Source organism: Mitsuaria sp. BK037 (genome assembly GCF_014193045.1).
Lineage (GTDB): Bacteria > Pseudomonadota > Gammaproteobacteria > Burkholderiales > Burkholderiaceae_C > Roseateles.
The window spans coordinates 925,307-950,214 of the sequence record NZ_JACHYS010000001.1 but is presented as its reverse complement, the minus strand read 5'-3'; the positions used below and the strand labels follow the sequence as shown (position 1 = coordinate 950,214).

The window sequence follows — 24,908 nt, the reverse complement described above, 5'->3', positions numbered from 1 at the left end:
CAAGCGCCCCGCGTCCCGGACGCGGGGTCACACGCCATGGTGAAGAAACGTTGACGCCTCAATCGTGCTGCAGGCGTTCCTTGATGACCACCGAGCCGTTCTCGAGCGTCTCGATCACGCCCTTGTCCTCGAGGTCCTTCATGACGCGGCTGACCATCTCGCGCGACGCGCCGACGACCTTGGCCATGTCCTGGCGCGACACCTTGCCGCGGATGATCTTCACGCCCTTCTCTTCCTCCGCCATGTCCAGCAGCGTGCGCGCGACGCGGCCGTAGACGTCGAGCAGCGCGAGCGACTCGATCTGCCGGTCCGCGTTGCGCAGGCGCGCGACCAGGCCGCGCAGGATGCCGTAGGCCAGGCTCGACGGCTCGGGCAGGCCACGCGCGAAATCGGCACGGCCCAGCACCAGCATGTCGGTCTGCACCTCGGCTCTGACGGTGGCCGAGTGCGGCTCGTTGTCGATGAGGCTCATCTCGCCGACATAGTCGCCGGGCTGAAGCACCGCGAGGATCACCTCGCGGCCGCGGCTGTCGGCGGTCAGGACGCGGGCCCGGCCGTTCAGCAGGATGAAGAGCGCGTTGGATTTGGTGCCCTGCTCGACGATCAACTCGCCGCGTTTGAAGCGCCGCTTGACGACGCTGTCCGCGATGGACTGGGCCTGGTCGGCGGTCAGCAGGGAGAACAAGGGAACCCTGCGGATCAGATCCAAGTTGGACAACATGGCCATGAAGGGATGCCTCCTGTCGGGGGTTAGGGTCAATCGTGGTTGTCAGGATGGCAGAGGGACCCGCCACCTAGAATGGATGCATTGTGCCAATTTGTTCACGGCTGTTCATAGGGTCAACGCTGTAACGGCCGTAGGCTGTCGACCCTTGCGTCCGCTGTGCGCATCCCCAATTGCCTGTCATGAGCCAAAACACCCGACACGCCCAACTGCTGATCCTCGGCTCCGGTCCCGCCGGCTACACCGCCGCCCTCTACGCGGCCCGCGCCAACCTCAAGCCGCTGCTGGTCACCGGCATGGCGCAAGGGGGTCAGTTGATGACCACCACCGAGGTCGACAACTGGCCCGCCGACGTGATGGGCGTGCAAGGCCCCGAGCTGATGCAGCGCTTCCAGCAGCATGCCGAGCGCTTCCAGACCGAGATCGTCTTCGACCACATCAACAGCGTCGACTTCTCCAAGCGCCCCTTCACGCTGACCGGCGACAGCGCCGTCTACACCGCCGACACGGTGATCCTGGCCACGGGCGCCTCGGCGCAGTACTTGGGCCTGCCGTCGGAAGAGTCCTTCATGGGCCGCGGCGTCAGCGCCTGCGCGACCTGCGACGGCTTCTTCTATCGCGAGCAGGAGGTCTGCGTGGTCGGCGGCGGCAACACCGCGGTCGAGGAAGCGCTGTACCTGTCCAACATCGCCAGCAAGGTCCACCTGATCCACCGCCGCGACAAGTTCCGCGCCGAGCCCATCCTGGTCGACAAGCTGATGGACAAGGTCCAGGCCGGCAAGATCGAGCTGCACCTGTTCCACACGCTGGACGAGGTGCTGGGCGACGCCAGCGGCGTGACCGGCGTGCGCATCAGGAGCACGCAGGACGGCGCGACCACCGACGTCAAGCTGCAAGGCTGCTTCATCGCCATCGGCCACAAGCCCAACACCGACATCTTCGCCGGCCAGATCGAGATGAAGGACGGCTACATCCGCACGAAGAGCGGCCTGGAAGGCTTCGCGACGATGACCAGCGTGCCCGGCGTCTTCGCCGCCGGCGACGTGCAGGACCACGTCTACCGCCAGGCCATCACCAGCGCCGGCACTGGCTGCATGGCAGCACTCGACGCCCAGCGCTTCCTGGAGCAGGAAGCGCGCTGAGCGCCGCCAGCCTGCGCGCCGCCCCAGCGGCGTCAGCATTCCAGCCGGCCTGCTCTTCCGCGGGTCGGCTCGTTTCTGCTACACTCGCCGTTTTCCTGCGCCGACAACCTGTGAAGGATCTCGACGCGGGGAAGATGGGAAACCGCCACCCTATGGCGAGGTGAGGCCGCCGCCCGCGATCCGACAGCAAGGTCGGGACGATTGGGACGGTCGCCGGATGACAAGTATCGGAGTGTCCTCATGGCACGCGTCTGCGAAGTCACGGGCAAGAAGCCCATGGTCGGGAACAACGTTTCCCACGCCAACAACAAAACCAAGCGCCGGTTCCTGCCGAACCTGCAATACCGCCGTTTCTGGGTCGAAAGCGAAAACCGCTGGGTCCGTCTGCGCATCAGCAACGCCGCGCTGCGTCTGATCGACAAGAAGGGCATCGACGCCGTGCTGGCCGACCTGCGTGCCCGCGGTCAAGCCTAATCACTGAACCAGGAGCGACACCATGGCATCCAAAGGCGGACGCGAAAAGATCAAGCTGGAATCCACTGCCGGCACCGGTCATTTCTACACCACGAACAAGAACAAGAAGACCACGCCCGAAAAGCTGGAATTCATGAAGTTCGACCCCAAGGCGCGCAAGCACGTGCTGTACAAGGAAACCAAGCTGAAGTGATTCAGCTCGCGAGGGCTGCGACAGCACCGCCCTCACCTTGAAGAAAACCCGCCAATCGGCGGGTTTTTTCATTCTGGAGCGCGGGCGACGCGCCGCCCAACTGAGCCATCCCGCGCCGCTCAGGGCGTCACGCGCGCCAAGCGGTCCTTGCCCAGCAGATCCTTGGCCATCCAGTCGTCGATCATTTTCTTCTCATAGCGCAGCGGCTCGGAGTCGAAGTAGCGGTTGCTTGCGTTCTGGTAGTCCATGTCCTTGATGTCCGCCTTGCCGGACTTCAGGACCTTGCCGTTCTCGCTGAGCGTGTAGGTGAAGCTCATCCGGGGAATGGTGACAGTGCGCAGCACCCGCAGGCGGTCGACGCGGGCCGCCGGCTCCAATTCCCCGGCCAGGTCGATGTCGGTCACTTCAATCTTCAGTTGCTTGCCCGGCAATTCGCGAGCGGCCAGCGCCTTGAAGTGATCCTCCAGTTGCTTCATTGCCGTGGTGCGATCCACGTAGTTGAAGCCGATGTCCGAAAAATTCTCCGGCTTGATGAAGCTCACCTCCGCCTGCGCCTGGGCCACCGACGCCATCGCCCCAAAACTCAGGGTCATCAGGCTGACCAGCGCGATGCGCTTGAACGGGATTGCGGCAATCATGTCAGTCTCCTTGTGTGAGGGTCCCAACAAATTATGGGCGCCCCAATGAAAAAAGGCGCCCGGTAAGGGCGCCCTTTGCATTCCTTCATCCGTCGACCGGTGACAGCCATCACCAAGACGGCCTCACCGCGGGCGACACGCGTGCCAGTCGATCAGGCGCGCACTGCGCGCAGCCCCATCGCGAAGGCCTTGAGTTCCGCGATACCGCTTTCCTCGGCCTTGCGGCACCACGCCTGGAGGTCATGCACCAGCTGCTCGGCCGACACGTTCGTGCGAGTCCACAGCTGACGCAGTTCCTCGCGCATGGTCACCAGCTTGTCCAGCACCGGGCTGGCGGCGCGAGCCCCATCCAACTGCGCCTGGAAGACCGCCGGGATCTTCTCGGCGTCACGATGCAGCCAGCGCTTGGCCAGCTTGAACTGGTGGAACTTGACACTGTGCTGCTCGCCCGCCGCCTTGAGCTTGGCCAGCTCGTCCTTGCAGGCGCCGCGCAGGCCGCGGGCATAACGCGCCATCACCTCGTAGCGATTGGCGATGATGGCTTCCAGCGTGTCCTTGTCCGCGACGGCCTTGATCTCGCCCGTCTTCATCTGCGGCGCGGTCTTGCGGACCTTCGCCCAACCGATCATCTCCATCGCGCGGATGTAGCCCCAGCCGATGTCGAATTCGAACGGCTTGACCGAGAACTTGGCCGACGTCGGATAGGTGTGGTGGTTGTTGTGCAACTCCTCGCCACCAATGATCAGGCCCCACGGGGAGACATTGGTCGACGCGTCGGTCGCCTCGAAATTGCGGTAACCCCAGTAGTGGCCGGCGCCGTTGATCACGCCGGCGGCCCAGAACGGGATCCAGACCATCTGGACGGCCCAGACCGCCAGACCGGCCACACCGAACAGCGCCAAGTCGATGATCATCATCAGGGACACGCCCCAGACCGAGCGCCCGCTGTAGACATGGCGCTCCATCCAGTCGTCCGGCACACCATGGCTGAACTTCTTGATGGTTTCCTCGTTCTTCGCCTCGGCGCGATACAACTCCGCGCCTCGGGTCATCACGGTCTTGATGCCGCGGGTGACCGGGCTGTGGGGGTCTTCCTCGGTCTCGCACTTGGCGTGATGCTTGCGGTGGATCGCCACCCACTCGCGGGTGACCATGCCCGTGGTCAGCCACAGCCAGAAGCGGAAGAAGTGGGAGGGGATCGGCCCCAGGTCGAGCGCGCGGTGCGCCTGGGCGCGGTGCAGGAAGATCGTCACCCCGGCGATGGTGATGTGCGTCACCACCAGCGTGAAGACCACGATCTGCCACCAGCTGGCGCCGGTGAAGCCGTCGATCATCCAGTTGAGGACGGCATCGTGCACAGACATCAATACGTTCATTCGGTCCTAACCCTGCTCGCGAGGAGCCAGTTGTCCACAGGAAACCACGATTGTAGGCGAGGCCCTCTAGAAATCGCCCAAATCAGACCGGCTTTCCCGCCTGCTTTTGACGCACCAGAGTTGGAATGGCCTGACATCGTGATCCATCGAACGAACTCGTAGGGCCTCGAACGCCAGCGATCCGGTTCGCAGCGTGGTTCGCCCCGGCGATTAGTTCGTCATAAGAATTACGGCATCCCAATCGGCCCGCCCGCCTTACTTCTTGCGTTCCCAGACGGCCGCAAAGAATCCGTCGCTGTGATGGCGGTGCGGCCACAGGCGCAGGTAACCGTTGTCGGACAGCGCCACGGCCTGCTCGGCGTCGACCTGCGCATGGGCCAGAACCTCCTGGGCCGGCTGCAGCGTGAAATCGGGATGGGCTTCGGAGAAGACCCGGGCGACCGCCTCGTTCTCGGCATCCAGCAGCGAACAGGTCGCATAGACCAGTCGGCCGCCCGGCTTCAGCAGGCGGGCGGCGCTGTTCAGGATCGCCACCTGCTTGTCATGCAGTTCCTTGACGCTGTCGGGCGACTGGCGCCACTTCAGGTCGGGATTGCGGCGCAAGGTCCCCAGGCCCGAACACGGCGCGTCGACCAGCACCCGGTCGATCTTGCCGGCCAGGCGCTTGATCCGTTCGTCGCGCTCATTGCTGATCTGGACCGGGTAGACATTGGACAGCCCGCTGCGCGCCAGCCGGGGCTTGAGCTTGTCCAGCCGGTGCCCGGACACGTCGAACGCATACAGCCGGCCGGTGTTGCGCATCGCGGCGCCCAGCGCGAGTGTCTTGCCGCCGGCGCCGGCGCAGAAGTCGACCACCATCTCGCCCCGCTTGGCCTCGGTCAGCAGCGACAGCAACTGGCTGCCCTCGTCCTGGACCTCGACCTGGCCGCTGGTGAAGACGTCCAGCTTCTGCAGCGCGGGCTTGCCGTCCAGGCGCAGGCCCCAGGGCGAATACGGCGTCGGCGTCGAATTGAAGCCCTTCTCCTTCAGCGCCGCCTGCACCTCCTCGCGCTTGGCCTTGAGCAGGTTCACGCGCAGGTCCAGCGGCGCGGCGGTGTTGACGGCGTCGGCCAGCTGCCAGAACTGCTCGTCGCCCAGGCGCGCCTTCAGCGGCTCGACCAGCCAGTCGGGCAGGTTGTGACGCAGCTTCTCGGGCAGCTTGGCGCGGTCGATGGACCCCACCTGCTTGAGCCACTGCTGCTCCTCGTCCTTGAGCGCGCCGCGCAGGAACGCTTCGTTGCCGGCCCAGGCGAGGATCGCCAGGCGCCGCGCCATCGGACCGCGGCCAGACTGGGCCAGGTGCTGCAGCAGCGGGCGCTGGCGCAGCACGGCGTAGGCGGTTTCGGCGATGGTGTGGCGCTCGCGCTGGCCGAGGGCCTTGTTGGCGCGGAAGAAGTCGGAGACCAGAGCGTCGGCCGGCTTGTCGAACAGCAGCAGGCTGTCCACCAGTTCGGCGCAGAGTTCAAGAAGGGCATTAGGATGCATCGCCGGATTATCCCCGAGCCTTCCCGCATGAGCGACGCCCCGCCCTCCCCCCACCCCAGCGCCGCACCCACCGCGCTCCCCTCCAGCCATGGCGCCGGCGACCCGCTCGCCCCGCTGCCCGAGGCGCCCCTCGGGCGCTACCGCCATTACAAGGGCGGCGAGTACGAAGTCCACGGCGTCGTGCGCCACAGCGAGACGCTGGAGCCGCTGGTGCTCTACCGGCCGCTGTACGGCGACTCGGGCCTCTGGGTCCGCCCCCACGCGATGTTCTTCGGCAGCGTCGAGGTGGACGGCCGCGCCGTGCCCCGCTTCGCCCGGATCGGCGACTGAGGCCCTCGCCCGCCATGCCGCTACTGCACCAGATCCAGCGCCGACCGCGCCTGCTGATCGGCGCGGCGACCGGTGCGTTGCTGGCGGCCTCCTGGCCGATGGAACTGGCCTGGCACACCCGCCTGCTGCTGGGCTGGAGCGCCGGCGTCTGGACCTACCTGCTGCTGATCGGCTGGCGGATGTTCCACACCGACGCCGAAGACGTCGAGGAGCAGGCCCGCGCCGTCGCCGACAGCGTGCCGACGGTGCTGGCGCTGGCCATCCTCGGCGGTGCCGCGAGCATGGCGGCGATCGCGCTGGAGCTCGCCCAGGTCAAGGAAGCCGGGCTGCTGAAAGCCTGGCCGCACCTGCTGGTGGCGTCGGCGACGCTGACCGGCTCCTGGCTGCTGCTGCCGGTCGAGTTCGGGCTGGCCTACGCTTCGCTGTTCCATTGCGGGCCCAAGGCGCCGCACGGGCTGGAGTTCCCCGGCGACGAAGAGGCGCCCGACTACATCGACTTCCTCTACTTCGCCGCGACGGTGGCGGCGACCTCGCAGACCTCGGACGTCGTCGTGAGTTCACGGCCGATCCGGCGGCTCGTGCTGGTGCAGGCGGTACAGGCCTTCGTGTTCAATACCGTCGTGCTGGCGCTGACGATCAACTTCCTGGCCGGCATGCTGGGCTGAGCGCCCGGCCGGCCCGGCCTCAGCTGAACATCTGCGGCTCGCCGGCGGCGTGGCGCACGCGGGCGCCCTCGACGGCCAGTCGACCCTCGACGAACCAGCGCACGGCGCTCGGATACATGCGGTGCTCGAGCCGCAGCACCCGGGCCGCCAGCGCCGCCTCGTCGTCACCGTCCAGCACCGGCGCCACCGCCTGCGCGACGATCGGCCCGTGGTCCAGCTCCGCGGTCACGAAGTGGACCGTCGCGCCGGCCACGCGGCAGCCGGCCTCGATGGCGCGCTGGTGCGTGTGCAGGCCGGGGAAGGCCGGCAGCAGCGAGGGGTGGATGTTGAGCATGCGCCCCGCGTAGTGGGCGGTGAAGCCCGGCGTCAGGATGCGCATGAAGCCGGCCAGCACGACCAGGTCGGGGCTGAAGCCGTCGATGACGCGCTGCAGCTCGGCGTCGAACGCGACGCGCGCGGCGTCGCCCTTGCCGAAGGCCTTGTGGTCGACGACCGCGGTGGGCACGCCGTGCGCCTGCGCGAACGCCAGCCCGGCGGCGTCCGGCCGGTTGCTGATCACCGCGGCGATGCGCGCCGGCCATCCGCCGGCGGCGCAGGCCTGCACGATGGCCTCCATGTTGGAGCCGCGGCCGGAGATCAGGATCACGATGTGCTTCATGGGCCGGCAGTGTAGCCAAGGGCATGGGCATGACCGGCCGTCGCGCGGGCCGTGCCTCCCTACAATCGCCCTCCCGCCGCTCGCCCGGACGGCCGCCCGCCCCGCCTCGCGGTGCGACCGTCCCGCGGCGCGGCCACCGCCCAGCCCGCCGCCATGACCGACCATCCGCCTCCCCTCCCGCGCCAGCGTGTGCTCTCCGGCATGCGCCCGACCGGCGCGCTGCACCTCGGCCATTACCACGGTGCCCTGAAGAACTGGGTGCGGCTGCAGGCGGCCTACGACTGCTTCTTCTTCGTCGCCGACTGGCATGCGCTGACCACCCATTACCAGCACCGGGAAGGCCTGGAGCAGAGCGTCTACGACATGGTCGTGGACTGGCTGGCCGCCGGCATCGACCCGGCCCAGGCGACGCTGTTCATCCAGAGCCGCATGCCCGAGCACGCCGAGCTGTTCACGCTGCTGGCGATGAGCACGCCGTCGAGCTGGCTCGAGCGCATGCCCAGCTACAAGGACCTGGTGGCGGAGAACCGCGAGCTGGCCACCTATGGCTTCCTCGGTTATCCGCTGCTGCAGGCGGCGGACATCCTGATCTACAAGGCGGCCTTCGTGCCGGTCGGCGAGGACCAGGCGCCGCACGTCGAGGTGACGCGCGAGGTCGCGCGGCGCTTCAACCATCTCTATCGCCAGCAGGCGGCGCCGCTGTTCCCCGAGCCCCAGGCGCTGCTGACCGAGACCTCGCGCCTGCCCGGCCTGGACGGCCGCAAGATGAGCAAGACCCACGGCAACGCGATCGCGATGCGCGACGCGCCGGAGGTCGTCGCGGAGAAGGTGCGCACGATGCAGACCGACCCGCAGCGGGTGCGCCGCGGCGATCCCGGCGAGCCGGAGCGCTGCCCGGTCTGGGCCTTGCACAAGGTCTATGCCGACAGCGACACCCGCGCCTGGGTGGAGTCCGGCTGCCGCAGCGCGGGCATCGGCTGCCTGGACTGCAAGCAGCCGCTGATCGAGGCGATCCACGACGAGCAGGCGCCGTGGCGCGAGCGCGCCGACGAGCTGCTGGCCGACCCGAAGAAGGTGCACTGGATCGTCGAGGTCGGCACGGAACGTGCCCGTGCAGTGGCGCGCAAGACGCTGCGCGAGGTGCGCGGCGCGATGGGCATCGACTATTGAGATGGCTGAGATGGCTGGCATCCACATCACCGACATCGAGTCCGCCATCAACTGGTGGCGCCAGCGCGCGCCGGGCGATGGCGTGTCACTGGGCCCCGAGCTGCGCGCGCTGGCCGAGGTCTACGCGCTGATGGTCTTCCACCACGAAACCGAGTGCGACGAGGACTCGATGCCCGCCCCGGCGCTCGACGCCTGGATGCGCTGGTACGACACGACGCCGGACGCACCCTGCATCGCGATCTGCTCGACCAGCCAGGGCGACGAGCTCTGCAAGGGCTGCGGCCGCAGCTTCGACGAGGTGCAGAACTGGCCGGTGTTCACGCCGGGCGAGAAACGCGCGACCTGGCGGCGGATCACGCTCGAGGGCACGGCCTGGCGTTTCAACCGCTATGCGGAGCGGGCCATCGAGCGGCGCGGCGACGCGACGCCGCTCGAGCCGGGCGCGCCGGAGCGGGACACGGCCGGCGGGGAGTCCGTTTGACCGATACCGCGGACGCCCACGACGCCGCGAATGCCGGCGCACGGGCAGCGCTGGGCGGACGGCTGCGGAGCCTGCGCCAGATCCTGCCGCTGGCTTGGCCCGTGTTCATCGGCCAGCTGGCGGTGCTCGCCTACTCCACGATCGACACGCTGCTGGTGGCGCGGCATTCCGCGATCGACCTGGCGGCGCTGGCGGTGGGCTCGGCGGTCTACACCTCGGTGTTCGTCGGGCTGATGGGCGTGGTGCTGGCGATCTCGCCGGTGGCGGGGCAGCTGTTCGGCGCCAGGCGCATGACCGAGGCCGGCGACAGCCTGCATCAGGCCGCTTGGCTGGCGCTCGCGCTGACGGTCGTGGGCGAGTTGATCCTCTGGTTCCCGCAGCCCTTCCTGGCGATCTCGCAGGTGAGCCCGGAGATCGCCACCAAGGTGCGGGACTACCTGCGCATGCTGGGCATCGCGCTGCCGGCCGCGCTGCTGTTCACGGCGTATCGCGGCTTCAACACGGCGGTGTCGCGGCCCAAGGCGGTGATGGCGCTGCAGATCGGCGGGCTGCTGCTGAAATTCCCGGCCAGCGCGCTGCTGATCGCCGGCTTCTCGGTCGGACCGCTGCAAGTGCCGCCGCTGGGCGCGGTGGGCTGCGCGATCGCGACGGCGATCGTGATGTGGAGCCAGCTGCTGATCGCGCTCGTCGTGCTCAAGCGCGACCCGTTCTATGCGCCGTTCGGGTTCGCCGGGACAGGGCTGCACCGGCCGCGCCGGGCGACGCTGGTCCGCCTAGTCAAGCTCGGTGTGCCGATGGGCGCCTCGGTGCTGATCGAGGTCACCGGCTTCACCTTCATGGCGATCTTCATCGCGCGATTGGGCACGACGCCGGTGGCCGGCCATCAGCTCTGCGCGAACCTGGTCGCGATGATGTTCATGCTGCCGCTGGCGCAGGCCAACGCCTGCAGCACGCTGGTGGCCCAGGCGCTGGGGGCCCGCGACTACGCGGCCGCGCGGCGGCTCGGCTGGCATGGGTTGGAGATCGCGCTGGTCATCGCCTTCGTGCTGGGCGGTGTGATCTTCGCGCTGCGGGAGCAGGTGCTCGGGCTCTACACCAGCGACGCAGCCATCGTCGCCGCGGCGCTGCCGCTGCTGGGCTGGCTGTGGCTGTTCCACGTGTCGGACGCCGGACAGACGGTCGCGGCCTTCGTGCTGCGCGCGCATCACATCGCGACCGCGCCGATGCTGATCTATGCGTTCGCGATCTGGGGACTCGGACTGGGCGGGGGCTACTGGCTCGCCTTCGGGGAGCATGAGGTCGAACTGCCGGCCGTCATGCAGGGCGCGCGTGGGTTCTGGAGCGCGGCGTCGGTCGGGTTGGCGGCGGCCGCGCTGGGATTGGGCCTGCTGCTGGCACTCGTGCATCGGCGGGAAGTCAGAGAGGCTTGAACTTCCCGGAGCGGGCTGCGTGGATCGTCTGAGATCCTGCGACGAGCCCCCACGAGCGCTCAGTTCAGCGGCAGCGTGATCACGAAGCAGCTGCCGCCGCCCTCCCGGGCGTCGCAACGCACCGTGCCCTGGTGGGCGGTGGCGATCTGCTTGACGAGGTTCAGCCCCAGGCCCACGCCGCCGGACACCTCGGCATGGCCAGGCAGGCGGAAGAAGGCCTCGAAAATCCGCTCGCGCATCGGCTCGGGCACGCCCGGGCCGCGGTCGCAGACCTGCAGCTCGATGCGGTCCTGGCCGGCGCGACGCACCTTCAGCTCGACCACCGGACCGCCATAGCGGCGCGCGTTCTCCAGCAGGTTGCGCAGCGCGCGACGCAACAGGCGGTCGTCGGCCCGGACCGTCAACTGGCCCAGGCCGTCCTCGACCTCCAGCTCCGCGCCGCCCTGCGCGGCCGATTCGGCGGCGATCGCGAGCAGGTCCACCGGCTCGAGCCGCAGCGACTGCGCGCCGCCCTCGAGGCGGCTGGCGAGCAGCACTTCCTCGACCAGCGCATCCAGTTCGGCGATGTTGGTGTTGATCTCCTGGCCGAGCCGCGCCCGCTGCGCTGGCGAGGCGTCGTCCAGCATCGAGAACGCCATCTTCAGCCGCGCCAGCGGCGAGCGCAGCTCGTGGCTGGCGTTGGCCAGCAGGCTCTTGTGGGAACGCAGCAGCGTCTCGATCTGCTCGGCCGCCCGGTTGAAGCTGGTGGCCAGCGCCGCGACCTCGTCCTTGCCGTTGTCCTGCACGCGGAAGCTCAGGTCCCCGGAGCCGAACTGCTCGACGCCCGACTTCAGCGATTCGAGCCGCCGCGTGAGCCGGCGCACGACCGGATAGGCGCCGCCGGCCACCGCCAGGAACAGTACCGCGAGCAACACCGCCAGCGCCTCGCCGCTCGGGCGCGGCACCCAGCCCGGCACCCAGGAGGCCGCGTTTTCCTCGCGGCGCTGCTGCTCGAGCCGGTCCAGCATGCGCTGGCGCATCTGGTCCATCTCGGTCCGGCCTTCCCGGCGCCCGGGATCACGCGGCTCGGGCGGCGGACCGTCGACGAAGGGATCACGACGCTCGCGGAAGACGCGGCGGGGTCCGCTCGCGGCGCGCGCCTCGGCCTCGAGCTTGTCCTGCCCCATCGGGCCGGACGCGCCGGGCGGACGCGCCAGGCGCAGGAACAGCAGGTGACGGCCGTCATCCAGCGGCACACGCTGCACCCGCGAGCCGGGCAGGTCCTCGCGGCGCTCGAACAGCGGCGAGGCGCCGATGCGGCGCCCGCGCGCATCCTCCAGCGCCAGGGCCATGCGCAGGCGCTGGCCCCAGTCCTCGACGGCGTCGGCCTGTTCGTCGACGGAGGCGGTCGACGGCGGCAAGGCGCGCTGCACCAGCACCGCGAGCGCCACCAGCCGCTCGGAGGCCGCCTGCTCGAAGGTGCCGCGCTCCTGCTCGATGCGGCCCTGGAACAGCCAGGCCGAGCCCAGCGCGAAGGCCAGCAACACCACCACGACGGTGACGTAGATGCGGAGGTACAGCGCCTTCACTTATTCGAGGCCTTCGGCGTCCTGCTTGCGTGCGAACACGTAGCCGGCGCCGCGCACCGTCAGCACCCGTCTCGGGTTCTTGGGGTCGTCCTCGATCACCGAGCGGATGCGGGAGATGTGCACGTCGATCGAGCGGTCGAAGGCTTCCAGCGGATGGCCCTTGAGCGCGTCCATGATCTGGTCGCGCGACAGCACGCGGCCCGGGCTCTGCGCCAGCACGACCAGCAGGTCGAACTGGTGGCTGGTCAGGTCGCAGGCGTTGCCGTCCAGGCGCACCTGGCGCGCCGCGAGGTCGATCTCCAGCCGCCCGAAGCGCAGCACCTCGTCCCCCATCGCCTGCGGCTCGGTGCGGCGCAGCAGCGCCTTCACCCGGGCCTGCAGCTCGCGGGGCTCGAAAGGCTTGGGCAGGTAGTCGTCGGCACCGAGCTCCAGCCCCAGGATGCGGTCCATCGGCTCGCCGCGGGCCGACAGCATCAGCACCGGCAGGCGGCGCCAGCGCTTGTCACCGCGCAGTTGGCGGCAGAACTCGAGGCCATCGCCGTCGGGCAGCATCAGGTCCAGCACCAGCAGCTCGAACTGGCCGGCCTCCAGCTCCGAGCGCCCTTGCGCCAGCGAGCCGGCGAAGCTCACATCGAAGCCGGCGCTGCTGAGGTAGTCGCCCAGCATCGCGGTGAGCCGGGCGTCGTCGTCGATCAGGAGCAGTCGTGGATTCATCGGGCGTTGCGAGGCGGCCACCGACCGGGCCGGATCGGCCAGGCCGCGCGCCGCGGACTCATCGAAAGACTGAAGCATAGCCGGCCTCTCGCGTTCAGCGTTCGGTGAAAGGCTGCGGCACCGGGTTGTCCGGATTCGCGCCCTGGCGGTCCTTCCGGTGCTGGCCGCGATCCTTCATGCGCTGCTTCATCTTCTCGCGCTGCTGCTTCTTGAGCTCGGCGAGCTTGGCGCGCTGCTCAGGCGTGAGCACCCGCGACGCGTCGATCATCGCCAGCGTGAGGCGCTTGGAGGCGACCTCGTGCTGCGCGGCGATCTGCTGGCGCAGTTGCTCGACCGCGTTGGCGTCGACGGTCGGCGCGGTGAACAGCGCTTCCATGCGCTCGTGCAGTTGCCGGCCGGTCTCGCGCTGGCCCTTCAGGTCGTTGTGGGCGGCTTCGAAGATCTGCTTGAGCTGGGCGCGCTGGGCGTCGGTGACCCCGGCTTCCTTCAGCAGGCGCCCCTGCATCGCGAAGCCACCGAAGTCGTGGCCGCGATGCATCGCATGCGGCGGAGGCGGCGTGTCGCCCGGGGCGGGTTGGGCCTGCGCCGCCAGCGCGCCCAGGCCCAGGCTCGCGGCCAGCGCCAGCATCGTGAGGGGTCGGGTAATGCGTTTGACCATCTCGGAATCTCCAATTCGTTTGGGGGTGAGGAGATGGTCGGCGGCGCGCGTCAATCGCCCATGGGTGCGCCGTAAAGATTCGTGAAATGAATCGCCCCCAATGAAAAACGCCCGCGACGCCTCTTGAAATCGAGGCCTCGCGGGCGCCTGGCGCGATCCGTGCCAGAGGGCGCGGATCGGGGGATGGGATGCCAGATCGATCAGGTGATCGGCTTGAAACGCACGCGCTTGGGACGCGCGCCTTCCTCGCCCAGACGCTTCTTCTTGTCGGCTTCGTACTCGTGGAAGTTGCCGTCGAAGAAGAACCACTGCGAGTCGCCCTCGCAAGCCAGGATGTGGGTGCAGATGCGGTCCAGGAACCAGCGATCGTGCGAGATCACCATCGCCGAGCCGCCGAACTCCAGCAGCGCCTCTTCCAGCGCGCGCAGGGTTTCGACGTCCAGGTCATTAGACGGTTCGTCCAGCATCAGCACGTTGCCGCCCTGGGCCAGGGTCTTGGCCAGGTGCAGGCGGCCTCGCTCACCGCCGGAGAGCTGGCCGACCATCTTCTGCTGGTCGTTGCCCTTGAAGTTGAAGCGGCCGATGTAGGCGCGCGATGGCATCACGAACTTGCCCACGACGATGTTGTCCAGGCCGCCCGAGACGTCTTCCCACACCGTCTTGTTGGCGTCCAGGCTCTGGCGGCTCTGGTCGACGAAGGCCAGCTTGGCCGTCTTGCCGATCTTCACCGTGCCCGAATCCGGCTGCTCGACGCCCTGGATCATGCGGAACAGCGTCGACTTGCCGGCGCCGTTGGGACCGATGATGCCGACGATCGCGCCCGGCGGGACCTTGAACGACAGGTTGTCGATCAGCACGCGGTCGCCGAAGGACTTGGTCACGCCTTCGAACTCGATCACTTCATTGCCCAGGCGCTCGGCGACCGGGATGAAGATTTCGTTGGTCTCGTTGCGCTTCTGGTATTCGACGTCGCTCAGTTCCTCGAAGCGGGCCAGGCGCGCCTTGCTCTTGGCCTGGCGGCCCTTGGCGTTCGAGCGCACCCACTTCAGTTCTTCCTTCATCGCCTTGGCGCGGGCGTCCTCGGACTTCTGCTCCTGCTCCAGGCGGCGTTCCTTCTGATCCAGCCAGTCGGAGTAGTTGCCCTTCCAGGGGATGCCGTGGCCGCGGTCCAGTTCCAGGATCCACTCGGCGGCGTTGTCCAGGAAGTAGCGATCGTGGGTGATGGCCACCACGGTGCCGGGGAAGCGCTGCAGGAACTGCTCCAGCCACTCGACCGATTCGGCGTCCAGGTGGTTGGTCGGTTCGTCCAGCAGCAGCATGTCGGGCTTGGACAGCAGCAGGCGGCACAGCGCGACGCGGCGCTTCTCGCCGCCGGACAGCACGCCGATGTTGGCGTCCCAGGGCGGGAGGTTCAGCGCGTCGGCGGCCAGCTCCAGCTGCAGGTCGGTGTTCTCGGAACCGGCGGCGGCGATGATGGCCTCCAGCTCGCCCTGCTCGGCCGCCAGTGCGTCGAAGTCGGCGTCCGGCTCGGCATAGGCGGCGTAGACCTCATCCAGGCGCTTCTTGGCGGCCAGCACGCCGCCGATGCCTTCCTCGACCGCTTCACGCACGGTCTGGTCGGGGTTGAGCTTGGGCTCCTGCTCCAGGTAGCCGATCTTGATGCCGGGCATCGGGATCGCCTCGCCCTCGATCTCCTTGTCGACGCCAGCCATGATCTTCAGCAGCGTGGACTTGCCCGAGCCGTTCAGGCCCAGCACGCCGATCTTGGCGCCGGGGAAGAAGGACAGCGAGATGTCCTTGAGGATGTGGCGTTTCGGGGGAACCGTCTTGTTGACGCGGTTCATCGAAAAGACGTATTGAGCCATGGCGATGGTTGTTCAGCGTTTCGTGGGTTGACCTGGGGCCCCTCGGGCGCCGGGGATCGCGGGGCGATCCAGGGGCCGGGGCGTGCATGGGCGGTGGTGGCTCGCCCGGGCAATAGGCCGGCATTGTCGCAGCTTCCGCCCATGCCCCTAAACTCGACCGCCCTTCCCCGCCCCTCCCCCGCCCTCCCGTTCACACCGAGATGACCACCATGCCGTTCCGTTCCATCTCCGTCCGTCCGCGCGCGCCGCGCGCCGTCACCGTCCGGGCCGCCCGCGCCGCGCTGGGCGCGCTGCCGCTGGCGCTGGCCCTGATCGCCGGCGGCGCGCAGGCCCAGACGCTGCGCTGGGCCAGCCAGGGCGACATGCAGACGGCCGATCCGCATTCGCAGAACGAGATCGTCACCAACGCGATGAACGGCCAGGTCTACGAGCGGCTGGTCTCGCGCGACCGCCAGCTCAACCTGGTGCCGGGTCTTGCCACCGAGTGGACCCAGCTCAAGCCGACGCTGTGGCGGCTCAAGCTGCGCCAGGGCGTGAAGTTCCACGACGGCTCGCCGTTCACCGCCGACGACGTCGTGTTCTCGATCAACCGGGCGAAGGACCCGTACTCGCAGATCAGCGTCTACGCGCAGGCGGTGGGCACGCCGCGCAAGATCGACGACTTCACCGTCGAATTCCAGCTCGACAAAGTCAACCCCATCTTCCTGCAGCACCTGGACACGCTGTTCATCATGAGCAAGCGCTGGTGCGAGCAGCACAACGTCGTCAAGCCGCAGAACTTCAAGGACAAGCAGGAGACCTACGCCGCGACGCATGCGAACGGCACCGGCCCCTACCAGATGACGGCGCGCGAGCCCGGCATCCGCACCGCCTTCAAGCGCAATCCGGCCTGGTGGGGCCAGTTCGACGGCAACGTGCAGGAGGCCGTCTACACGCCGATCGCCAACGACGCGACGCGGCTGGCGGCGCTGGTCTCGGGCGAGATCGACTTCGTGCTGGATCCCTCACCGCGCGACATCCCCAAGCTCAAGCAGACGCCGCAGGTGAAGGTCCAGGAAGGCCCGGAGAACCGCATCGTCTTCATCGGCATGGATCAGGCGCGCGACAAGCTGTTGTACGGGAAAGTGCCGGGCGACAAGAATCCGTTCAAGGACCTGCGGGTGCGCCAGGCGCTCTACCAGGCGGTGGACATCCAGACGCTGCGCACCAAGCTGATGAACGGCCTGAGCCTGCCCACGGGCGGGCTGACGCCCTCGCCGCTGGGGGCGTTCAACGACCCGCAGCTCGAGACCCGGCTGCCCTACGACCTGGCGGCGGCGCGCAAGCTGATGGCCGACGCCGGCTATGCCAACGGCTTCGAGGTCACGCTCGACTGCACCAACAACCGCTACATCAACGACGAGCGCATCTGCCTGGCGCTGGCCTCGATGTGGTCGCAGCTCAAGGTGAAGGTCAAGGTCAATGCGCAGCCGCGCGTGCTGATGTTCCCCAAGCTGGAGAAGCTGGACACCAGCCTCTACATGTATGGCTGGGGCGGCAGCATCACCGATGCCGAAGTCGCGATGACGCCGCTGATGCGCAACCGCGGCGAGAAGTCGGTGGGGCAGTACAACTTCGGCAACTGGACGGACGACAAGTTCGACCAGCTGGCCGCGCAGTCCAGCGAGGAAGCCGATCCGAAGAAGCGCGAGGAGCTGATCAAGGCCGCGCTGCGGGAGTTCCGGTCGCAGGTGCACCTGATCCCGCTGCACCGCCAGATGATCCCGTGGGCGACGCGCGCCAACGTGACGGTGGTCCATCGCCCGGACAACTGGTTCGAGCTGCGCTGGGCGTCGGTCGCCGCGAAGTAGGCGCCGGACTTCCCGCTCATCCGCCGCAGGCCACCCCCGTCTTCAGCCGCTCGGTCGAACACCCTCGCCCGCTTGCGGGAGAGGGAGGGGTGAGGGCCAGCGGCGATGGCAGTCCGCCCGCCTCTTCGTCACCTCAACGGTGGATCGAACAGATACCCGATCCCCCGCACGGTGCGGATCAAGGGTGAACTGGGGTCGTCGTGCAGCTTCTGCCGCAGCCGCGAGACCATCAGGTCCACGCTGCGCTCCAGCGCGGTGACGCCGTCGCCGCGCGCCAGATGCAGCAACTCCTGCCGCTGCAGCACGCTGTGCGGTCGCTCCAGGAACGCGCGCAGCAGCTTGTATTCGCTCTGCGACAGCACCACGCAGAAGCCCCCCGGCCCGGTCAGGCGGCGGGTCATCGGCTCGAGCCTGAATCGCCCGAACATCAGCACCTCCGCCGCATCCCCTTCACGCGGCCGGAGCAAGGCCTTGATGCGCGCCTGCAACTCGCGCGGCTCGCCGTCCTTGGCCAGCACCGCATCCGCGCCGCGCTCCAGCGCCAGCACCCGCTCCAGCGTGCTGTCCTGCTGCAGCAGCACGATCACCGGCAACCGCGAGCGCTGCCTCAAGCGCGTCAGCGCGCCCCAGCCGGCCTCCCGCGCGTCGCTCGGATCGATCAGGGCCAGGTCCACCGGCAGCAGCGGCACGCGGTCCAGCAGGGCCGGCTCGCTGCTGTCGGTGACGCGAAAGCCCCAGGCCCGCATCAGGCCGGCGAATCGCAGGCGCGCATGCGGGTCGGGGTCCAGCAGCAGCAAGTGGGTGCCGGCGGCAGGATCGGGAAACAAGGCGCTCATGGACAAGGGGACAAGTGGAAACACTGGCGCAAGACTATGCCGCCGCAACCCCGTCCGAAGGCCGATCAGCACGGACCTCGCGGCCCTTTTTACCCGCGGTTTACCGCGCCGAAACACGACTGCGGGCGCCGACATGCGCGGCTGAGCGACGGCTGTCACCGAGCTTGCGCGAAGCTGTCCGCGGCCCGTGTCGATCCCGTGAGCAACCCGTGCGGAACTTGCATCCTTCCCACTTCGGGCGGGACCCTTCCCCCGGTGGAGGGACACCCCTCGGCTACAATCCCGCCCATCACCGCGGCTCAGTCTTGCCGCGGTTTTCATTTCTGAGCTCACGCTCTCCCACGGCAGCCGAAGACTGGCGCCAGGCCTCACCGGCCGGCGTGCTGCACACAAAGCCCGTCCGGGCACGAACAAAGCAGCTTATGAGTTTTGACGCACTGGGACTCTCCCAGCCCCTGCTCCGCGCGATCGCCGATGCCGGCTACTCGACCCCCACCCCCATCCAATCCCAGGCGATTCCCGCCGTCCTGACCGGCGGCGACCTGATGGCCGGCGCCCAGACCGGCACCGGCAAGACCGCCGGCTTCACCCTCCCCGTGCTCGAGCGCCTGTCCGCCGGCAAGCCGGTGCGCGACGCCAAGGGCCGCATCGCCATCCGCGCCCTGGTGCTGACGCCGACGCGCGAACTGGCCGCGCAGGTCGAGGAAAGCGTGCGCACCTACGGCAAGTACCTGCCGCTGACCAGCATGGTGATGTTTGGCGGCGTCGGCATGCAGCCGCAGATCGACAAGCTGCGCAAGGGCGTGGACATCCTGGTGGCGACGCCGGGCCGCCTGCTGGACCACGCGCAGCAAGGCACGCTGGACCTGTCCAAGGTCGAGATCCTGGTCCTGGACGAAGCCGACCGCATGCTGGACATGGGCTTCATCCACGACATCAAGAAGGTGCTGGCGCTGCTGCCGGCCAAGAAGCAGAGCCTGCTGTTTTCGGCGACCTTCAGCGACGAGATCAAGGCGCTGGCCGACCGCCTGCTGGACAACCCGGGCCTGATCGAGGTCGCGCGCCGCAACGCGACGGCCGACACGATCGCCCAGCGCATCCATCCGGTCGACCGCGACAAGAAGAAGGAACTGCTGGCCCACCTGATCACCAAGCACGACTGGCATCAGGTGCTGGTGTTCACGCGGATGAAGCACGGCGCCAACCGCCTGGCCGAGTTCCTGGACAAGCAGGGCATCACCGCGATGGCCATCCACGGCAACAAGAGCCAGGGCGCCCGCACCAAGGCGCTGTCGGAGTTCAAGAGCGGCGACCTGAAGGTGCTGGTGGCGACCGACATCGCCGCGCGCGGCATCGACATCGACCAGCTGCCCCACGTCATCAACTACGAGCTGCCCAACGTCGCCGAGGACTACGTGCACCGCATCGGCCGCACCGGCCGCGCGGGTGCGCAGGGCGAGGCGCTGTCACTGGTGTGCGTCGACGAGGAAGGTTTCCTGCGCGACATCCAGAAGCTGATCAAGCGCGAGATCCCGCGTGAGGTGGTGCCCGGCTTCGAGCCGGACCCGAACGCCAAGGCCGAACCGATCGTGATGGGCCGCATGGTCCTCAACGGCGGCGTGGGCAAGTCCTCGGGGTCGCCGCGTCCGGCCGGCGGCGGCGGTGGCCGTCGTGGCGGCGGTGGCAATGGCGGTCGCCCGCAAGGCCAGGGTCGTCCGCAGGGCGGGGGCCAGGGCGGACGTCCGGCGCAGGGCGCGCAAGGCGGCCAGCGCAGCGGTGGCTCGGGCAGCGGCCAGGGCCAGCAGCGCCATGCTCACGGCCAAGGCGGCCAGGGTGGCCAGGGACAAGGCCAGCGCGCCTCGTCGGGCCAGAACGCCGGCGGCCAGCGCCACGGTCAAGGCCAGGGCCAGGGCAGCCGTCATGGCAGCCAGGGCAACCGCCCGGCCGGCGCGGCGCTGACGCGCCCGAAGTCGACCTCCTGATCGGCCTTCAGCCGGCAGACCACGGCGCCGTCATCGGCGCCGTTTTCGTTTCCGCCGTCACCGGCGCCGTTTTCGTTTCCGCCGTCACCGGCGGCTGCGCCCCGCCCGGCTTGGGCATACTCGCGGCCACTCCCCATGAAGACCGCGCCCATCGTCCCCGCCCGCGTCGACTTCTCCGGCGCCGTGCCCCATGCGCCGGAGTTCGGCGACCTCTACCACGCCCCCTTCGGCGCCTTCGAGCAGGCGCGGCAGGTCTTCCTGGCCGGCAACGGCCTGCCCGGCCGCTGGGCCGGCCGCGCGCGCTTCGTCGTGCTGGAGACCGGCTTCGGCCTGGGCAACAACTTCCTGGCGACCTGGGCCGCATGGCGTGACGATCCCTCGCGCTGCGAGCGCCTGGTCTTCCTCAGCCTGGAGAAGCACCCGCTGACCCGCGAGGACCTGGCGCGCGCCCATGCCGCTTCGCCGGCGCCCGAGCTGGCTGCGCAGCTGATCGAGGCCTGGCCGCCGCTCACGCCCAACCTGCACGTGCTCGATTTCGAGGACGGCCGGGTGCGGCTGATGCTGGCGCTGGGCGACGCGCGCGAATGGATGCCGGAGCTGGTGGCGTCGGTCGACGCGTTTTTCCTGGACGGCTTCGCGCCGGCAAAGAACCCCGAGTTGTGGGACGACGCCGTGCTGCGCCAGACCGGCCGGCTGGCCGCGCCCGACGCCACGGCCGCGACCTGGAGCGTGGCGCGGCCGGTGCGCGACGGACTCACGGCCGCGGGTTTCCAGGTCGAGAAGCGGCCCGGCACCGGTGGCAAATGGGCGACGACCGTCGCGAGCTTCGCGCCGCGCCACCGCGCGCCGGCGCCACCCGGCCGCGCCGCGCCGCATCCTGCGCCGCGCGACGTGGTGATCGTCGGCGCTGGCCTGGCGGGCGCGGCCTGCGCCCGGGTGCTGACGCGGGAGGGCCTGCGGGTGACGGTGCTCGAGGCCGGTCCCACGCCGGCCGGCCAGGCCTCCGGCAATCCGGGCGGGCTCTTCCACGGGACGATCCACGCCGACGATGGGGTACACGCGCGCTTCAACCGGGCCGCGGCCCTGGCCACCGAGCGCGAACTGCGCCGGATCGCCCCTGCCCTGCCCTGGCTGCAATGGGGACTGCTGCGGGTCGAGCGCGCGCCGCAGGCGCTCGACGAGATGCGCGAGCTGCTCGTGCGCAGCGGCCTGCCGGAGGCATACATCCAGGCGCTCGACGCCGACGCCGCCGCCGCTCTGGCCAAGCTTCCCCTGGGCCGGCCCGCCTGGCACTTTCCGGGCGGTGGCGCGGTGTCCCCGCCGGCGCTCGCGGCGGCCTGGCTCGCGGAGGCGGCGGGCCGTCCCGGTTTCTCGCTGCGCCTGAGCGCCGTCGTGGCGGGCCTGCGGCGCGACGACGTCAGCGATCGCTGGATCGCGCTGGGGGCGGATGGGGCGACGCTGGCGACCGCCGACGCGGTCGTGCTCTGCGGCGGCACCGCCAATGCCGCGCTGATGGCGGAGTGGTCGGCCGGCCCGGCGTGGCCCTGGATCGCGCAGCGCGGGCAGTTGAGCACCCTGCCGGCGGATCGCTCGCCATGCGCGCTTGCCCTGCCGGTGGCCGGGCTCGGCTACGCCTTGAGCCTGCCCGACGGCACGATGTGCTTCGGCGCCAGCGCCGATGCCAACGACCCCGAGCCCCAGCTTCGCGCCGCGGATCAGGCGCAGAACCTGGCGCGCCTGGCCGAGTTGCTGCCCGGTGCCTTGAGCGACGCGCCGACACCACCCTCGCCCGCCATCGACGCGCGCGATGACGATCCGCCGCCCCTTGCGGGCCGCGTGGGATGGCGCAGCCTGGTGCCGGACCGGCTGCCGATCGTCGGCGCCGTGCCGGCGCAAGCGCCCGTGCAGCGCGCCGAGCAGGTGCGCTTCTGGCCGCGGCATCGCGGGCTGATGGTGCTGGGCGCGCTGGGCTCGCGCGGAATCACCTCGGCGACGCTGTGCGCGGAGCTCATCGCCGCGCAGCTCACCGGCGCGCCGTGGCCGATGGAGGCCAGTCTGGCCGAGGCCGTCGACCCCGCGCGCTTCGGCGCGAAGCAGCGCAGAAGCAGCGGCTGAAACAGCAGCTGAAACAGCGGCTGAAGCGGGTCACGGCCGGCTTGGTGTTCGGCCACGGTCACGTCGGCAACTCGGCCAGGTCGCGGGGTCACGGCGTCACGGCCGGGTCGGCAACTCGGCCGGCTCCGCCGCCACGGCGGCCACGGCCTCGCGACCCCGCGAGAAGGACGAAAAGTGCGGCGACATGACGGTCACGAAGGCCGCCGCCGCGGTGATCGCGCTCAGCCCGATGCCCAACCCCCACTTGATGGCACTCGCCACTGTCTGATGCATTTCCGCGCGCAGTCCGCCGATCGAGTCCTTGATCTCGGCGCGCAGCGTGCCCACCTCGTGCTTCAACTCGCTGCGAAGCGCGCCGATCTCCTGCTTCACCTCGCTGCGCAGGTCACCGATCTCCTGCTTCATCTCGCTGCGCAGGGCGCCGATCTCATGCTTCATCTCGCTGCGCAGCGCCCCGACCTCCTGCGCCAGTTGTTCCCGTGTCGCCAGCGTGGGCAGCACCGTGTCCATCCGCGTCTTCAAGGCCTGGACCTGGATCGCCAGCTCCACCGTCCCGCCACCGCTGCGATCGCCTCGCAGCCCACTGTCGATTCCTTGCATTGCCTTCTCCAGCTTCGATGACGAGTCCTGCTCGTCCCAGGCGACGACTCTGCCACCGGACGCGGCCGTCGACTTGCCAACCTTGGGGGAGCCGACGGGGGAGTGAGATCCCTCTTGCGGAGGATCAAGCGGGAACGACCGCGCGGTGACTCGGATCGGACGGAGCGGCAGCCCGCGCCCATGCGTGACGGATGACGCACCGCACACCCATTCGCCGGGCCGCGTCCCCGCCGTCATTCAAGTTCCGGGCGCCGGCGTCGATATGGAGCGGAAACGCCGTCAAGGGCGTCCCGCGCCCGCCAGGGCGCGGGTCCATCAACGCACATCGACATCTTTGGGGGACATCCATGATTCATCTCGTCGCCGGCCGATCGATCGGCCAGCGGCTCGGCGTGGTGCTGGGCCTGGTACTGCTGATCGCCTTCGTGGGCTCGGGCCTGAGCTACCTGGCGCTGGGCCGCGTGGCCGCCGAGACCGACGTGATGCTCAACCAGGACCTGGCCGCCGAGCGCGTCGCCTCCGACTGGTACCGCAACATCACCAACGGCGTGAACCGCACCAGCGCGATCGCCGTCAGCGCCGACCCCAGCCTCGCCCAGTTCTTCGCCGCGACCTCGGCCGAGTCGACCCGGCAGTCGGGCGAGCTGCAGAAGCGGCTCGACGGCTACATGGTCACGCCGGACGAGCGCCGGATGTTCGACACGCTCAGCGAGGCCCGCAAGGGCTACCTGAGTTCGCGCGACGCGGTGGCCGCCAGCAAGAAGAGTGGAGACGCCGAGAAGGCGCGCGAGATCTTCGACCGCGACTTCCAGCCCGCCGCGGGCCGGTTCCAGGAAGCGATCCAGGCCATCGTGCAGCACAAGCGCAGCCTGCTGGACGAGGCCGCCCTGCAGCTCGACGCGACCAACCGCCGCGCGCGCACGGCGCTGCTGGTGTTCTCGCTGGTCGCGCTGGGCCTGGGCGCCTGGTTCGCGGTCGCGCTGACGCGCTCCATCACCCGCCCGCTGCAGGGCGCGGCCGAGGTCGCCGACGCCATCGCCCACTTCAACCTGACCAGGCCGGTGCCGGCCGGCGGCCGTGACGAGACCGGCAAGCTGCTGGGCTCGCTGGGCGGCATGCAGGCGCAGCTGCTCAAGCTGATCGGCGACGTGCGCGGCTCCGCCGAGAGCATCGGCACCGCCAGCGCCGAGATCGCCACCGGCAACCACGACCTGAGCGCACGCACCGAGCAGACCGCCTCCAACCTGCAGGAGGTCGCGGCCTCGATGACGCAGCTGACCGGCACCGTGCGCCAGACCGCGGATTCGGCGATGACGGCCAACCAGCTGTCGAGCTCGGCCGCGGAGACCGCGCAGCGCGGCGGCTCGGTGATGGGCCAGGTGGTGGCGACCATGGGCGAGATCAGCGAGAGCTCGCGCCGCATCGCCGACATCATCGGCACCATCGACGGCATCGCCTTCCAGACCAACATCCTGGCGCTGAACGCGGCCGTGGAAGCCGCCCGTGCCGGCGAGCAGGGCCGCGGCTTCGCGGTGGTCGCCAGCGAGGTGCGCTCGCTCGCGCAGCGCAGCGCCGAGGCCGCCAAGGAGATCAAGACGCTGATCGGCGCCAGCGTCGAGCGCGTGGAATCGGGCTCGCGCCTGGTCGAGGACGCCGGCGGCGCGATGACCGAGATCGTCGCCAGCGTGCAGCGCGTGGCCGACATCATCGGCGAGATCAGCGCCGCCTCGCGCGAGCAGAGCGACGGCATCCAGCAGGTCAACGCGGCCATCGGCCAGCTGGACCAGATGACACAGCAGAACGCGGCGCTGGTGGAGGAGTCGGCCGCCGCGGCCGAGAGCCTTAAGGAGCAGTCGCAGCGGCTGGCCGGTGCGATCTCGGTGTTCCGCCTGCGCTGAGGTCGACCGCGTCGCCG

23 protein-coding genes are annotated in these 24,908 nt (G+C 69.3%); 12 read left to right on the top strand and 11 right to left on the bottom strand.

Annotated features, from left to right (window positions below; genetic code table 11):
* Positions 1–58: 58 nt before the first annotated feature.
* Positions 59–727 carry a Crp/Fnr family transcriptional regulator gene (locus tag FHT37_RS04090; RefSeq protein ID WP_067067043.1) on the bottom strand — a complete coding sequence of 223 codons (669 nt, stop codon included), beginning with the start codon at positions 725–727 and terminating at the stop codon, positions 59–61.
* A gap of 179 nt (positions 728–906) precedes the next feature.
* Between FHT37_RS04090 and trxB the strand changes: the two genes are divergently transcribed.
* The 3 genes from trxB (at position 907) to rpmG (ending at position 2,533) form a co-directional block, all read left to right on the top strand.
* Entirely contained in the window at positions 907–1,866 is a 960-nt protein-coding gene (gene trxB, locus FHT37_RS04085) for a thioredoxin-disulfide reductase (RefSeq protein WP_183479027.1), read from the top strand.
* A 240-nt stretch (positions 1,867–2,106) separates the two neighbouring features.
* Positions 2,107–2,340: a 50S ribosomal protein L28 gene (gene rpmB / locus FHT37_RS04080; RefSeq protein ID WP_022979438.1), complete on the top strand. Its 234-nt coding sequence runs from the start codon at positions 2,107–2,109 to the stop codon at positions 2,338–2,340.
* Between the two features lie 22 nt (positions 2,341–2,362).
* Positions 2,363–2,533, top strand: a complete 171-nt coding sequence (gene rpmG / locus FHT37_RS04075; RefSeq protein ID WP_058934741.1) for a 50S ribosomal protein L33 — start codon at positions 2,363–2,365, stop codon at positions 2,531–2,533.
* 119 nt (positions 2,534–2,652) lie between these two features.
* On the opposite strand, the gene FHT37_RS04070 is transcribed toward rpmG, so the two are convergent.
* The 3 genes from FHT37_RS04070 to FHT37_RS04060 all read right to left on the bottom strand — a co-directional run bounded on the left by FHT37_RS04070 (position 2,653) and on the right by FHT37_RS04060 (position 6,071).
* A complete protein-coding gene (locus FHT37_RS04070) occupies positions 2,653–3,171 on the bottom strand; it encodes a DUF3016 domain-containing protein (protein ID WP_175538221.1) in 519 nt (172 codons plus the stop codon).
* A 152-nt stretch (positions 3,172–3,323) separates the two neighbouring features.
* Positions 3,324–4,535, bottom strand: a complete 1,212-nt coding sequence (locus tag FHT37_RS04065) for a fatty acid desaturase (protein WP_255488628.1) — start codon at positions 4,533–4,535, stop codon at positions 3,324–3,326.
* A gap of 267 nt (positions 4,536–4,802) precedes the next feature.
* A complete protein-coding gene (locus FHT37_RS04060) occupies positions 4,803–6,071 on the bottom strand; it encodes an RsmB/NOP family class I SAM-dependent RNA methyltransferase (protein WP_183479022.1) in 1,269 nt (422 codons plus the stop codon).
* A 114-nt stretch (positions 6,072–6,185) separates the two neighbouring features.
* Here FHT37_RS04060 and FHT37_RS04055 point away from each other — a divergent pair, with 114 nt between their 5' ends.
* Positions 6,186–6,401, top strand: coding sequence for a DUF1653 domain-containing protein (locus FHT37_RS04055; protein WP_255489570.1), 216 nt, complete (start codon positions 6,186–6,188; stop codon positions 6,399–6,401).
* A 14-nt stretch (positions 6,402–6,415) separates the two neighbouring features.
* Positions 6,416–7,066 (top strand): DUF1345 domain-containing protein, encoded by a 651-nt coding sequence (locus tag FHT37_RS04050; protein WP_183479018.1) that lies wholly within the window; start codon positions 6,416–6,418, stop codon positions 7,064–7,066.
* A 19-nt stretch (positions 7,067–7,085) separates the two neighbouring features.
* Here FHT37_RS04050 and purN read toward each other — a convergent pair whose 3' ends face one another.
* Positions 7,086–7,724, bottom strand: a complete 639-nt coding sequence (gene purN / locus FHT37_RS04045; protein ID WP_183479016.1) for a phosphoribosylglycinamide formyltransferase — start codon at positions 7,722–7,724, stop codon at positions 7,086–7,088.
* A gap of 153 nt (positions 7,725–7,877) precedes the next feature.
* Between purN and trpS the strand changes: the two genes are divergently transcribed.
* The 3 genes from trpS to FHT37_RS04030 are packed head-to-tail and all read left to right on the top strand — an operon-like array spanning position 7,878 to position 10,805.
* Positions 7,878–8,894, top strand: coding sequence for a tryptophan--tRNA ligase (trpS, locus tag FHT37_RS04040; RefSeq protein WP_091724238.1), 1,017 nt, complete (start codon positions 7,878–7,880; stop codon positions 8,892–8,894).
* 10 nt (positions 8,895–8,904) lie between these two features.
* Positions 8,905–9,375: a DUF3717 domain-containing protein gene (locus tag FHT37_RS04035; RefSeq protein WP_183479014.1), complete on the top strand. Its 471-nt coding sequence runs from the start codon at positions 8,905–8,907 to the stop codon at positions 9,373–9,375.
* Positions 9,372–10,805 (top strand): MATE family efflux transporter, encoded by a 1,434-nt coding sequence (locus FHT37_RS04030; protein WP_255489483.1) that lies wholly within the window; start codon positions 9,372–9,374, stop codon positions 10,803–10,805. Before FHT37_RS04035 ends, FHT37_RS04030 begins: the two co-directional genes overlap by 4 nt.
* Before the next feature lie 59 nt (positions 10,806–10,864).
* On the opposite strand, the gene FHT37_RS04025 is transcribed toward FHT37_RS04030, so the two are convergent.
* The 4 genes from FHT37_RS04025 to ettA all read right to left on the bottom strand — a co-directional run bounded on the left by FHT37_RS04025 (position 10,865) and on the right by ettA (position 15,610).
* Entirely contained in the window at positions 10,865–12,373 is a 1,509-nt protein-coding gene (locus FHT37_RS04025; protein ID WP_310739713.1) for an ATP-binding protein, read from the bottom strand.
* Positions 12,374–13,087 (bottom strand): response regulator, encoded by a 714-nt coding sequence (locus tag FHT37_RS04020; protein WP_091725180.1) that lies wholly within the window; start codon positions 13,085–13,087, stop codon positions 12,374–12,376. It abuts the gene before it with no gap.
* A 94-nt stretch (positions 13,088–13,181) separates the two neighbouring features.
* A complete protein-coding gene (locus FHT37_RS04015; RefSeq protein WP_183479012.1) occupies positions 13,182–13,745 on the bottom strand; it encodes a Spy/CpxP family protein refolding chaperone in 564 nt (187 codons plus the stop codon).
* A 200-nt stretch (positions 13,746–13,945) separates the two neighbouring features.
* Positions 13,946–15,610: an energy-dependent translational throttle protein EttA gene (gene ettA, locus FHT37_RS04010; protein ID WP_091724236.1), complete on the bottom strand. Its 1,665-nt coding sequence runs from the start codon at positions 15,608–15,610 to the stop codon at positions 13,946–13,948.
* 209 nt (positions 15,611–15,819) lie between these two features.
* Between ettA and FHT37_RS04005 the strand changes: the two genes are divergently transcribed.
* Positions 15,820–17,460, top strand: a complete 1,641-nt coding sequence (locus FHT37_RS04005) for an ABC transporter substrate-binding protein (protein WP_183479010.1) — start codon at positions 15,820–15,822, stop codon at positions 17,458–17,460.
* Between the two features lie 128 nt (positions 17,461–17,588).
* Here FHT37_RS04005 and FHT37_RS04000 read toward each other — a convergent pair whose 3' ends face one another.
* The gene (locus tag FHT37_RS04000; RefSeq protein WP_175538220.1) at positions 17,589–18,296 is read right to left on the bottom strand and encodes a winged helix-turn-helix domain-containing protein; all 708 of its coding nucleotides are present in this window, start codon (positions 18,294–18,296) and stop codon (positions 17,589–17,591) included.
* A 422-nt stretch (positions 18,297–18,718) separates the two neighbouring features.
* On the opposite strand from FHT37_RS04000, the gene FHT37_RS03995 reads away from it, so the two are divergent.
* Both FHT37_RS03995 and mnmC read left to right on the top strand, forming a co-directional pair.
* Positions 18,719–20,278: a DEAD/DEAH box helicase gene (locus tag FHT37_RS03995; RefSeq protein WP_091724234.1), complete on the top strand. Its 1,560-nt coding sequence runs from the start codon at positions 18,719–18,721 to the stop codon at positions 20,276–20,278.
* Positions 20,279–20,413: 135 nt separating this feature from the next.
* A complete protein-coding gene (gene mnmC, locus FHT37_RS03990) occupies positions 20,414–22,393 on the top strand; it encodes an FAD-dependent 5-carboxymethylaminomethyl-2-thiouridine(34) oxidoreductase MnmC (RefSeq protein ID WP_183479008.1) in 1,980 nt (659 codons plus the stop codon).
* A 96-nt stretch (positions 22,394–22,489) separates the two neighbouring features.
* Here the strand turns inward: mnmC and FHT37_RS03985 are convergent, their stop codons facing one another.
* Positions 22,490–22,993 (bottom strand): coiled-coil domain-containing protein, encoded by a 504-nt coding sequence (locus FHT37_RS03985; protein WP_183479006.1) that lies wholly within the window; start codon positions 22,991–22,993, stop codon positions 22,490–22,492.
* Between the two features lie 347 nt (positions 22,994–23,340).
* Here FHT37_RS03985 and FHT37_RS03980 point away from each other — a divergent pair, with 347 nt between their 5' ends.
* On the top strand, positions 23,341–24,891 hold the full coding sequence (locus FHT37_RS03980) for a methyl-accepting chemotaxis protein (protein WP_091724231.1): 1,551 nt from the start codon (positions 23,341–23,343) through the stop codon (positions 24,889–24,891).
* Positions 24,892–24,908: the final 17 nt, after the last annotated feature.

Excerpts from the sequence above, each read along its gene's own strand:
- FHT37_RS04035 (WP_183479014.1), top strand. The coding sequence starts at position 8,905 with ATGGCTGGCATCCACATCACCGACATCGAGTCCGCCATCAACTGGTGG.
- rpmG (WP_058934741.1), top strand. The coding sequence starts at position 2,363 with ATGGCATCCAAAGGCGGACGCGAAAAGATCAAGCTGGAATCCACTGCC.
- FHT37_RS03995 (WP_091724234.1), top strand. The coding sequence starts at position 18,719 with ATGAGTTTTGACGCACTGGGACTCTCCCAGCCCCTGCTCCGCGCGATC.
- ettA (WP_091724236.1), bottom strand. The coding sequence starts at position 15,610 with ATGGCTCAATACGTCTTTTCGATGAACCGCGTCAACAAGACGGTTCCC.
- purN (WP_183479016.1), bottom strand. The coding sequence starts at position 7,724 with ATGAAGCACATCGTGATCCTGATCTCCGGCCGCGGCTCCAACATGGAG.
- trxB (WP_183479027.1), top strand. The coding sequence starts at position 907 with ATGAGCCAAAACACCCGACACGCCCAACTGCTGATCCTCGGCTCCGGT.
- FHT37_RS04060 (WP_183479022.1), bottom strand. The coding sequence starts at position 6,071 with ATGCATCCTAATGCCCTTCTTGAACTCTGCGCCGAACTGGTGGACAGC.
- trpS (WP_091724238.1), top strand. The coding sequence starts at position 7,878 with ATGACCGACCATCCGCCTCCCCTCCCGCGCCAGCGTGTGCTCTCCGGC.
- FHT37_RS04015 (WP_183479012.1), bottom strand. The coding sequence starts at position 13,745 with ATGGTCAAACGCATTACCCGACCCCTCACGATGCTGGCGCTGGCCGCG.
- FHT37_RS03980 (WP_091724231.1), top strand. The coding sequence starts at position 23,341 with ATGATTCATCTCGTCGCCGGCCGATCGATCGGCCAGCGGCTCGGCGTG.
- rpmB (WP_022979438.1), top strand. The coding sequence starts at position 2,107 with ATGGCACGCGTCTGCGAAGTCACGGGCAAGAAGCCCATGGTCGGGAAC.
- mnmC (WP_183479008.1), top strand. The coding sequence starts at position 20,414 with ATGAAGACCGCGCCCATCGTCCCCGCCCGCGTCGACTTCTCCGGCGCC.
- FHT37_RS04005 (WP_183479010.1), top strand. The coding sequence starts at position 15,820 with ATGCCGTTCCGTTCCATCTCCGTCCGTCCGCGCGCGCCGCGCGCCGTC.
- FHT37_RS03985 (WP_183479006.1), bottom strand. The coding sequence starts at position 22,993 with ATGCAAGGAATCGACAGTGGGCTGCGAGGCGATCGCAGCGGTGGCGGG.
- FHT37_RS04070 (WP_175538221.1), bottom strand. The coding sequence starts at position 3,171 with ATGATTGCCGCAATCCCGTTCAAGCGCATCGCGCTGGTCAGCCTGATG.
- FHT37_RS04020 (WP_091725180.1), bottom strand. The coding sequence starts at position 13,087 with ATGAATCCACGACTGCTCCTGATCGACGACGACGCCCGGCTCACCGCG.
- FHT37_RS04090 (WP_067067043.1), bottom strand. The coding sequence starts at position 727 with ATGGCCATGTTGTCCAACTTGGATCTGATCCGCAGGGTTCCCTTGTTC.
- FHT37_RS04065 (WP_255488628.1), bottom strand. The coding sequence starts at position 4,535 with ATGTCTGTGCACGATGCCGTCCTCAACTGGATGATCGACGGCTTCACC.
- FHT37_RS04050 (WP_183479018.1), top strand. The coding sequence starts at position 6,416 with ATGCCGCTACTGCACCAGATCCAGCGCCGACCGCGCCTGCTGATCGGC.
- FHT37_RS04000 (WP_175538220.1), bottom strand. The coding sequence starts at position 18,296 with ATGAGCGCCTTGTTTCCCGATCCTGCCGCCGGCACCCACTTGCTGCTG.